Here is a 514-nt window from a genome sequence, read left to right on the forward strand (position 1 = left end):
GGCGCGCTGGGGCCGGGCGCCGGCGCGCCCACCGCCGCCCCGACGGCGTCCGCGAGCCCGTCCGCGAGCCCGTCCGCGAGCCCGTCCGCGAGCCCGTCCGCGAGCCCGTCCGCGAGCTCCCCCCCGGGGGACGCGCAGTCCATGCAGCCGCTGGTCCCGGTGCCCATCACCGCCACCGTCCAGCTGACCGAGGTGGGCTGGGGGACCAAGGTCGACCTGGTCTGCGCCTACGCCCGGGCGGCCGCCGAGCAGCCCTACCCCTACGCCCTCGTCGTCAACGACGTCGACGGCGGCACCGAGCAGATCGGCACCTGGACGGCCGTGCCGGGCCGCGACGCCCAGCTCAGCGGCGCCACCGCGCTGCACCCCGAGCAGATCGCCAGCGTCGAGGTGCGGACCCTGGGGGGCACCCCGGTGCTGCGGCTGCAGGAGACCTGAGAACGGCGCCCTCGAGCGGTGATCTTCCACGGTGCACCGTGGAAGATCACCGCTCGAGGGCGCCGTTCTCAGGTCT

At 76.5% G+C, this 514-nt stretch carries 1 protein-coding gene; it reads left to right on the forward strand.

Annotated elements, in window-relative coordinates; genetic code table 11:
- Positions 1-159 precede the first annotated feature (159 nt).
- Positions 160-438: a hypothetical protein gene (locus GTQ99_RS23920; protein ID WP_205708147.1), complete on the forward strand. Its 279-nt coding sequence runs from the start codon at positions 160-162 to the stop codon at positions 436-438.
- Positions 439-514 lie beyond the last annotated feature (76 nt).

The organism is Kineococcus vitellinus, assembly GCF_009906315.1.
Lineage (GTDB): Bacteria > Actinomycetota > Actinomycetes > Actinomycetales > Kineococcaceae > Kineococcus > Kineococcus vitellinus.